The 7,793-nt window shown below is 47.2% G+C and carries 9 protein-coding genes, 1 tRNA gene and 1 pseudogene; 9 read left to right on the plus strand and 2 right to left on the minus strand.

Translation table 11 applies throughout. From position 1 onward, the window contains the following. From C8R34_RS16585 to C8R34_RS15645, 9 genes and pseudogenes are all read left to right on the plus strand, one after another. Window positions 1-258 (plus strand): annotated as a pseudogene (locus tag C8R34_RS16585) (DUF1611 domain-containing protein); the annotation flags it as partial. 226 nt (window positions 259-484) lie between these two features. Then, window positions 485-1,762 (plus strand): HlyC/CorC family transporter, encoded by a 1,278-nt coding sequence (locus tag C8R34_RS15610; protein ID WP_110342155.1) that lies wholly within the window; start codon window positions 485-487, stop codon window positions 1,760-1,762. 121 nt (window positions 1,763-1,883) lie between these two features. Next, window positions 1,884-1,960, plus strand: a tRNA-Arg gene (locus C8R34_RS15615). A 169-nt stretch (window positions 1,961-2,129) separates the two neighbouring features. Further along, entirely contained in the window at window positions 2,130-2,729 is a 600-nt protein-coding gene (locus tag C8R34_RS15620; protein WP_110342157.1) for a riboflavin synthase, read from the plus strand. Between the two features lie 22 nt (window positions 2,730-2,751). Beyond that, window positions 2,752-3,843, plus strand: coding sequence for a bifunctional 3,4-dihydroxy-2-butanone-4-phosphate synthase/GTP cyclohydrolase II (gene ribBA, locus C8R34_RS15625; protein WP_110342159.1), 1,092 nt, complete (start codon window positions 2,752-2,754; stop codon window positions 3,841-3,843). A gap of 72 nt (window positions 3,844-3,915) precedes the next feature. Next, window positions 3,916-4,398: a 6,7-dimethyl-8-ribityllumazine synthase gene (ribH, locus tag C8R34_RS15630; protein WP_110342161.1), complete on the plus strand. Its 483-nt coding sequence runs from the start codon at window positions 3,916-3,918 to the stop codon at window positions 4,396-4,398. Continuing rightward, a complete protein-coding gene (gene nusB / locus C8R34_RS15635; RefSeq protein ID WP_181415508.1) occupies window positions 4,395-4,889 on the plus strand; it encodes a transcription antitermination factor NusB in 495 nt (164 codons plus the stop codon). Before ribH ends, nusB begins: the two co-directional genes overlap by 4 nt. A 10-nt stretch (window positions 4,890-4,899) precedes the next feature. Next, window positions 4,900-5,877, plus strand: a complete 978-nt coding sequence (gene thiL / locus C8R34_RS15640; RefSeq protein ID WP_110342163.1) for a thiamine-phosphate kinase — start codon at window positions 4,900-4,902, stop codon at window positions 5,875-5,877. Next, window positions 5,852-6,400 (plus strand): phosphatidylglycerophosphatase A, encoded by a 549-nt coding sequence (locus C8R34_RS15645; protein WP_110342165.1) that lies wholly within the window; start codon window positions 5,852-5,854, stop codon window positions 6,398-6,400. Before thiL ends, C8R34_RS15645 begins: the two co-directional genes overlap by 26 nt. A gap of 21 nt (window positions 6,401-6,421) precedes the next feature. Here C8R34_RS15645 and C8R34_RS17200 read toward each other — a convergent pair whose 3' ends face one another. Next, the gene (locus C8R34_RS17200; protein WP_258364536.1) at window positions 6,422-7,168 is read right to left on the minus strand and encodes an MMPL family transporter; all 747 of its coding nucleotides are present in this window, start codon (window positions 7,166-7,168) and stop codon (window positions 6,422-6,424) included. Then, window positions 7,087-7,686: a hypothetical protein gene (locus tag C8R34_RS17205; RefSeq protein ID WP_258364537.1), complete on the minus strand. Its 600-nt coding sequence runs from the start codon at window positions 7,684-7,686 to the stop codon at window positions 7,087-7,089. Before C8R34_RS17205 ends, C8R34_RS17200 begins: the two co-directional genes overlap by 82 nt. Window positions 7,687-7,793 lie beyond the last annotated feature (107 nt).

Consider the following 7,793-nt stretch of genomic DNA (forward strand, 5'->3'; position numbering starts at 1 on the left):
ACGATCGATAGCATCATTTTTGCAGCCGGTGATGTAGCCGATGCTGCAGCTGGGGTCGAGTGCTTACAACACAAAAAATTACCTGTTACAGCAGTTAGCGGCCGATTGACGGCTTCTCCTATGGCGATTATCGATGCGGTAGATGCTACGGGATTGCCCGTGCTAAATAAGGCGATACTCGGTTCTCACATCATCGTCGACATATTGCAAATGCCCCCGCTGCAAGTGTCATCTATGCAGAGTATGCTGGTAAGTTGATGGCGACACCGTAATTGCCACAGTGGAATCCCGTAAATGTTAACACTATTGGTATTTCACGGGATTCTGCTACTCCCAGCTTAAAACTTTGATTTGCCTAATATGCATTTTCCTGTTGACAAATGTGTGTTTGAATCCAGAATATACGGATTATCAGTTTAGGTTTCTTGTTGTTTCCTGGCTGCTAAGCATTTTCATTACCGTATAAAGGTGTTTATTGGAAGACATGCCGTTGCACATCATGCTGGTTGCATTGGTGTTTTTGTTGATTCTGTCAGGCTTTTTTTCCCTATCTGAAACCAGTATGATGGCGATTAATCGTTATCGCCTGCGATATTTAGCCAAGCAAGGCCATCGTGGGGCCCGCTTAACGGTAAAATTGCTCGATCACACCGATCGATTGCTCGGTGTTATTTTGTTAGGTAATAATTTACTCAATACAGCCTCTGCAACTTTGGTGGCCGTGATTGTGGCCACTCTTTTTGCCCATGATGACTTTGCCTTGATTATGGGCACGATAGCCGTTACCTTTGCCATTCTGGTATTTAGTGAAATAACCCCGAAAGTCATCGCCGCCGCCTATCCTGAACGCATTGCTTTGGCATCCAGCTATGTGTTGACGCCATTATTGATCATTTTTTATCCCATTGTATGGTTCATCAATTTGTTTGTTGGTGGACTATTGATTCTGTTCCGGCTAAAACCTAAAAAAGGTGAATTGGAACAAAAAATAAGCCCGGAAGAACTGAAAACCTTAGTACTGGAAGGCGGGCATTTTATACAGCATAAGCATCAAGGCATGCTGTTGAACTTACTAGATCTTGAGACTATCACGGTTGATGATGTGATTGTGCCGCGTGGTCAGATTGAGGCAATTAATCTGGATGCGGATGATGAGGTTATCCATGCACAATTATTGACCTGTCACCATACGCGTTTGCCCGTCTATCGTGAACGCATGGATAATATTGTCGGCATTGTTCACGTACGCAAGGTTCTGAATCAAATGCAGAATGGCAAAATTACGGCAGAAACACTCGAGAAAGTGATGCGCAAACCTTATTTCATTCCATCAGGCACGCCATTGTTTTCTCAATTGCAGCTGTTTCAAGAAAATCAAAAGAGGGTTGGTCTGGTAGTCGATGAATATGGCGAATGGATGGGCCTGGTTACCCTGGAAGATATCCTGGAAGAGATTATTGGAGATTTTACGACGCACGCGCCTACCCAGACCAGTGGCTTTTTGAAGCAAGAAGATGGCAGTATAATTGTCGAAGGCAGCACGTTGTTACGTGAATTGAATCGCAAGCTTGACTTTCAACTGCCGTTAGATGGCCCTAAAACCTTGAATGGCCTGATCCTGGAGCATTTTCAAGACATTCCAGAAGCGGGAATCGGGCTGAGCATAGCCGGTTATCCAATGGAAATTATTCAAACTAAGAATCGGGTTGTAAAGACTGTTAAAATTTTTCCAGCCTTAACAGAAACAAAAAAAACTGAGTAGGTTAAGATTTTGAATTAGCCATACTAGGTCCAAGTCATTCTAGGGACAATCCGAGTTGGACGAGAACTACAAAAGCAGTTATCCTGTCGGCCGGTAATAGCATTGACATCTACTCATCAACGCGCCCATAGCTCAGCTGGATAGAGTACCGCCCTCCGAAGGCGGGGGTCGCACGTTCGAATCGTGTTGGGCGCGCCAAAAGGAGCAAATGCTTTTAATAAACCTTCTGATTTTCTCAGAATTACTATTTTGACAAGGTATATTCCGCTGCAGCACAAGATTTTCAGTTTGCACATCACATAAATCTCAATTCGCTGATGCATACCCTATCATTCATGTCATACTCGAACGGCTAGAAAATATTGCAATGTTTACCGGAATCATACAAGCGGTCGGTGAAATTAAACAGGTCCAGCCGATGAAGAACCACGGCAATCAGGGACTGTCTCTCAGTATTGCTACCGGGAAACTGGATTTGAGCGATGTACTGCCGGGAGACAGTATTGCTGTGAATGGTGTTTGCCTGACGGTTACCGCATTGGCCGACGATCTGTTTACCGTGGATGTTTCGCAGGAAACGTTAAACTGTACCTATGGATTGAATCAAGTGGCTATGCGTGTCAATCTGGAAAAGGCCATGCGCTTGTCGGATCGATTAGGTGGACACTTGGTGAGCGGGCATGTGGATGCGGTCGGCACCGTGGTTAAATTTGAATCGGTCGGGGAAAGTTTTGAATTAATCATGCGGGCGCCGGAATCCATATTGCGCTACCTTGCCCATAAGGGTTCCATCACTGTCAATGGCGTTAGCTTGACGATTAATCAGATTGAAGCACATGAATTTTCCATTAATCTTATTCCCCATACGTTGGCAATGACTACTTTAAACGCACTGATACCAGGCATGCGTGTCAATTTGGAAACAGATATGCTCGCACGCTATGTGGCAAAATTATTGAATATTTAAGGTTAATCGGGATTAAGCAGCCATGAAAATCAGTGCCATCCAGGATATTATTGCCGAGCTTAAGCACGGCAAAATGGTGATTCTGGTCGATGAAGAAGATCGCGAGAATGAGGGGGACTTGGTTCTCGCAGCCGATTTTGTCACAGCGGAAGCCATCAATTTTATGGCTACTCATGGCCGCGGACTGATTTGTTTGACGCTGACTGAAGAAAGATGCCATCAATTGGATTTGCCCTTAATGGTATCCGCCAATCGTGCCCCCTTAGGAACCAATTTCACGCTTTCCATTGAAGCAGCCAGTGGCGTTACCACGGGCATTTCTGCTGCCGATCGCGCACGTACTATTCAAGTGGCTGTCAAAGCGGATGCCAAGCCGCAGGATATCGTGCAGCCAGGGCATATTTTTCCACTGATGGCACAAAAAGGCGGGGTCTTGGTGCGCGCCGGTCACACCGAAGCAGGGTGCGATTTAGCCCGCATGGCCGGTGTGACCGCAGCCTCGGTGATTTGTGAAATTCTGAAGGAAGATGGCAGCATGGCGCGGTTGCCTGATTTAATGGAGTTTGCACGCAAGCACCAGCTCAAAATTGGCGCAATAGCGGATCTGATTCAATATCGTAGCCAGACTGAGAGTTTGGTAACGCGTGTCGCGGAACGGACTATTCAAACACTGTATGGGGAATTTCTGCTGACAGCCTATCGTGATGACATCGCCAATACCACCCATTTGGCTCTGGTGAAAGGCGAGATCAATCCGACAACCGAAACATTGGTGCGTGTACATGAACCATTGTCGGTCATTGATCTGCTGGATATGCAAGATACTACGCATTCCTGGAGCATCCACGATGCGATGAAATTGATTGCCGAAACAGGACAGGGCGTGATTGTTCTACTGCATGGTAAAGAAAGCTCAGCCAAATTGATTGAGCGCATTCAGTGCCACGAGTCACATTTTCCTGGCGCTATCAAGCCGGATCTGCGTAACCATGGCATTGGCGCACAGATACTGAGAGATCTGAATGTGGGAAAAATGCGGCTCATGGCAACACCCAGAAAAATGCCCAGTGTGACAGGATTCGGCTTGGAAGTAACCAGTTACGCGGAAACTTGAAAGCAATAAACTTTAAATTTTGATCGATCAAGCAATGATCGCTGTCAATCAATACATTTACCGGAGTTAGATATGCCGTACTATGACAATATTCTTGAATTTGAACCCAATCTGGATGGCGCTGATTTGCGCATCGGCATTGTTATGAGTCGCTTCAATATTGATATCGGGGAAGGACTGCTCAGCGCCTGTACAGCGGAGCTCAAGAAAAACGGGGTGCAGGATTCCAATATACTGCTTGCTACCGTACCGGGCGCTTTGGAAATTCCATTGGCACTGAAACGGATGGCGGTATCCGATCAGTTTGATGCACTGATTGCGTTGGGTGCGGTCATCCGTGGTGACACATATCATTTTGAGGTGGTTGCCAATGAATCTGCGCGCGGTTTGATGATGGTGCAGATTGATGTGGAAATTCCCATCGCTAATGGCATATTGACGACTGATAACGATGATCAGGCCATTGCTCGCATGAGTCAGAAAGGAATCGAGGCCGCTCACGCCGCATTGGAAATGGCCAATTTACAAATGAGAATTGATGAAATCGCCTTATGATGACTGCATCACCAGAAACTACCCTAGACAAGAAAATGGATAAACACAAAAGCCGTCGCCGGATTGCACGCGAATTTGTATTGCAGGGCATCTACCAGTGGAAAATTGCTGGCGGCACAGCGAGTTTTATTGAACAACAACTGCGTGAATCCGATGAATTTAAGCACGTGGATGAGAAACATTTTTCCCGCTTACTACAAGGTGTGTTGCAGGATGTTGATGGGCTCGGCACACATATTCAGCCTTGTTTGGATCGTCCTTTGCATGAGTTGAGTCCGGTAGAATTCGCAATTTTATTGCTGAGTACGTTTGAATTAATCCACCACCCGGAAATTCCTTACCGGGCAATCATCAATGAAGCGATAGAGTTGGCCAAAACCTACGGTGGCAGCGACGGCCATCGATATGTGAATGGCGTATTGGACAAATTGGCCGCTCAGCTGCGTGCGGTTGAAATAGCAGCGCAGAGACTGACAAAAAACCAAGCATAATTTTACCAGCGTGTGTTCAGAGTTCGATATTATTCACCGCTATTTCAAACGGCCCGCACCGGGCGCAGTGCTTGGAATCGGCGATGATGCCGCACTCATTACAGCACCCGACAAAACCGAGTTGGCCATCTCAACAGACACCCTGGTGTGTGGCATACATTTCTTCGCTGATGTAGATCCTAATACGCTCGGCTATAAATCCCTGGCAGTTAATCTCTCCGATATGGCTGCCATGGGGGCAAAGCCTCGCTGGTCGCTGCTGTCCTTGACACTGCCGGAAGATTTGGTAAAGCAGAATACTACCTGGTTGACAGAATTCAGTCAGGGATTTTTTGCGCTGGCTGATGCGCATCATGTGGAATTGATCGGCGGTGATACCACGTCAGGGCCACTGAATATCTGCATACAAATTATAGGTGAGGTTGCTGCAGGCAAAGCACTGCGCCGTAGCGGCGCCGAATTGGATGATGATATCTGGATTTCCGGCCAGTTAGGCAATGCTGCTTTGGCGCTCAATCACGAACTACGGCGAATAACCCTGGAACCTGATGAGATTGCACAATGCTTGCCTGCATTGTTGACACCGTCACCCAGAGTTAAACTGGGTCAACGGCTGATTGGTCTGGCGCACAGCGCCATCGATCTATCCGATGGATTAATGGCGGATCTGGGGCACATCCTGGCTGCTTCGGACAAGGCGGCCTGTATTCATATGGCGGATATACCGTGCTCACCGCTATTAAAAAAATACCTGCAGCAGTCAATGGCAATCGATTGCCTGCTTGCTGGCGGCGATGATTATGAGTTATGTTTCACAGCGCCTAAAATAAATCGCGGAAAAATTGCAGCGCTTGCTGCCGAACTAGCTATTCCACTGACCCGTATCGGTGAGATTTCTGCAGGCCAGGGTTTAATTGTAAAAGATGCGCAAGGCAATACTATGACATTGGAGACTCAAGGATATGACCACTTCCGTGCCAGAGACTGATGATTTATCCAGTACTCAATCCGCTCAGATTCGACCGGACTTAAATTTAATTTATAGCCACCCGGCCTATTTCATCGCATTCTCAGGCGGTGTCGGATTGAGTCCGGTCGCGCCGGGCACCGTCGGAACACTGGCTGCATTTCCTTTATTCTGGTTGTTTAATCACTATCTGAGCCCGGTTCATTTTTTGCTGCTGATCGATATTATGTTTATTGTCGGTATCTGGGCGTGCGGTCTCAGTGGTCAAGCGTTGCGTGATCCGGATCATGGCGGCATGGTCTGGGATGAAACCGTGGCATTCCTATTGGTGCTGTACTTTACACCGGTCGACTGGGCGTGGCAGCTCGCTGCATTTATTTTGTTCCGCCTGTTTGACATCGCCAAACCCCAGCCTATCCGGTATTACGATAGCAATCTGAAAGGCGGTTTTGGCGTCATGTTTGATGACCTATTGGCGGCGTTCTTTACGTTATTCTGCTTAGCCGGTTGGAAAGCCTGGGTGTTATCCGAAGGATATTTCTAGTAATGCTCTCTTTTTGCGTCTTTAACAACAACGATCCAATCCCTCTTTACTGTGCCGTATTGCGCCTTTTGATGGAGTCCGCAACAGCGCCGGTAATATGATCAGCGTGCAAATGAGCGTAAAAGCCAACCCGACAGTAAGCATGATTCCCATGCTGGCAGTACCTTGGTGAGATGAAAATATAAGGCTTGCAAAATCGACCAGAGCAGTCAAAGCACTATAAAAAATTGCGCGAGCTGTGCTGGTGTGAATCAGAATTTCGCTTACCAATTGGTTATTCAGACTTCGATACACCATGTGTAGGCTACTGTCGATACCGAGACCCAGCAATAGTGGCAAGGCGATAATATTGGCGAAGTTGAATGGTACGTCTACCAAAATAGTAAATGCGGCAGTAAATAAACTGGAGAGCAAAAGTGGAAGCAATACCAGCAAGGTGTGCTTTATGCTGCGTAACAATACCCATAATATGACGACAACGCCGATTAACGCCAACGAGAAAGCTTGAATAAATGCTTGCACCACCGCTTCACCTGCTTCTAGACTCACTACCGGTGCTCCAATGGCTTGTGGCGCTACTTGTTGCACCGCCCGTACAAAGCGTCGCAACGCATCGTTGTCGTTAAGATCTTCTACCGGATAAACCGTCAAGCGGTACTCTTCCGTTTGACTATGCCAGCGTTCGCTTAACGCGACGGGCAAGTCTTTTTCGCCAAAAGGAGCGGCTTCAGTAGCGGTGCGCAGACTCTGCAAAGCGAGTGGTAACATTGCGAGCAGATCTTTCTCCACTGCCTGAAGCAGTTTATTTTTCTCATCGTTACCAACCCCCTATCGAGTTGAGCGAATAAGGCGGTCAGCGATGATTGTAATGTGCGTGCGGTGACAGCAGTAGAGTGATTGGGATGTTCGGCAGCGAATCGATCCAATGCCGTGGCAAGTGCACCCAGTGCTTTTTGCTGCTGTGCCAAGACATCATTATCACCCGTCATCTGGGCGTGTGTTGCGGTCGAAATCGGTCCTATCGTAAGCGCCATCTCTTTGATGAGGGAAAATTTTTCCTCCTGCTCGGTGGGCACGAAATCCAAGATGGTAACCACCTTGTTGACTTCAGGAAGCTCGGTCAGCCGTTGCGCCAAGCGTTCTGTTTCCTTAAGATTGTCAGCCAACACAACAATGTGCCAAGGTGAATGATCGGGTTCCGCAAGCAGTTCCCTAAAAGCCTGTACCGCATTTCCCTGCTGATCTTGCATATTCAATAGATTGTAGTCAAATCTTACTTGCGGCAAGATGACAAGGGCAAGACTTCTGCACAACCTCGAAAATTTTGCTGTATCCACAGAGAAAAATTTCTAAAAGGCATTTGTCACGCATGCCACTGGCAAAAAGTGAAGTT

It is taken from the genome of Nitrosomonas sp. Nm84 (assembly GCF_003201565.1).
Lineage (GTDB): Bacteria > Pseudomonadota > Gammaproteobacteria > Burkholderiales > Nitrosomonadaceae > Nitrosomonas.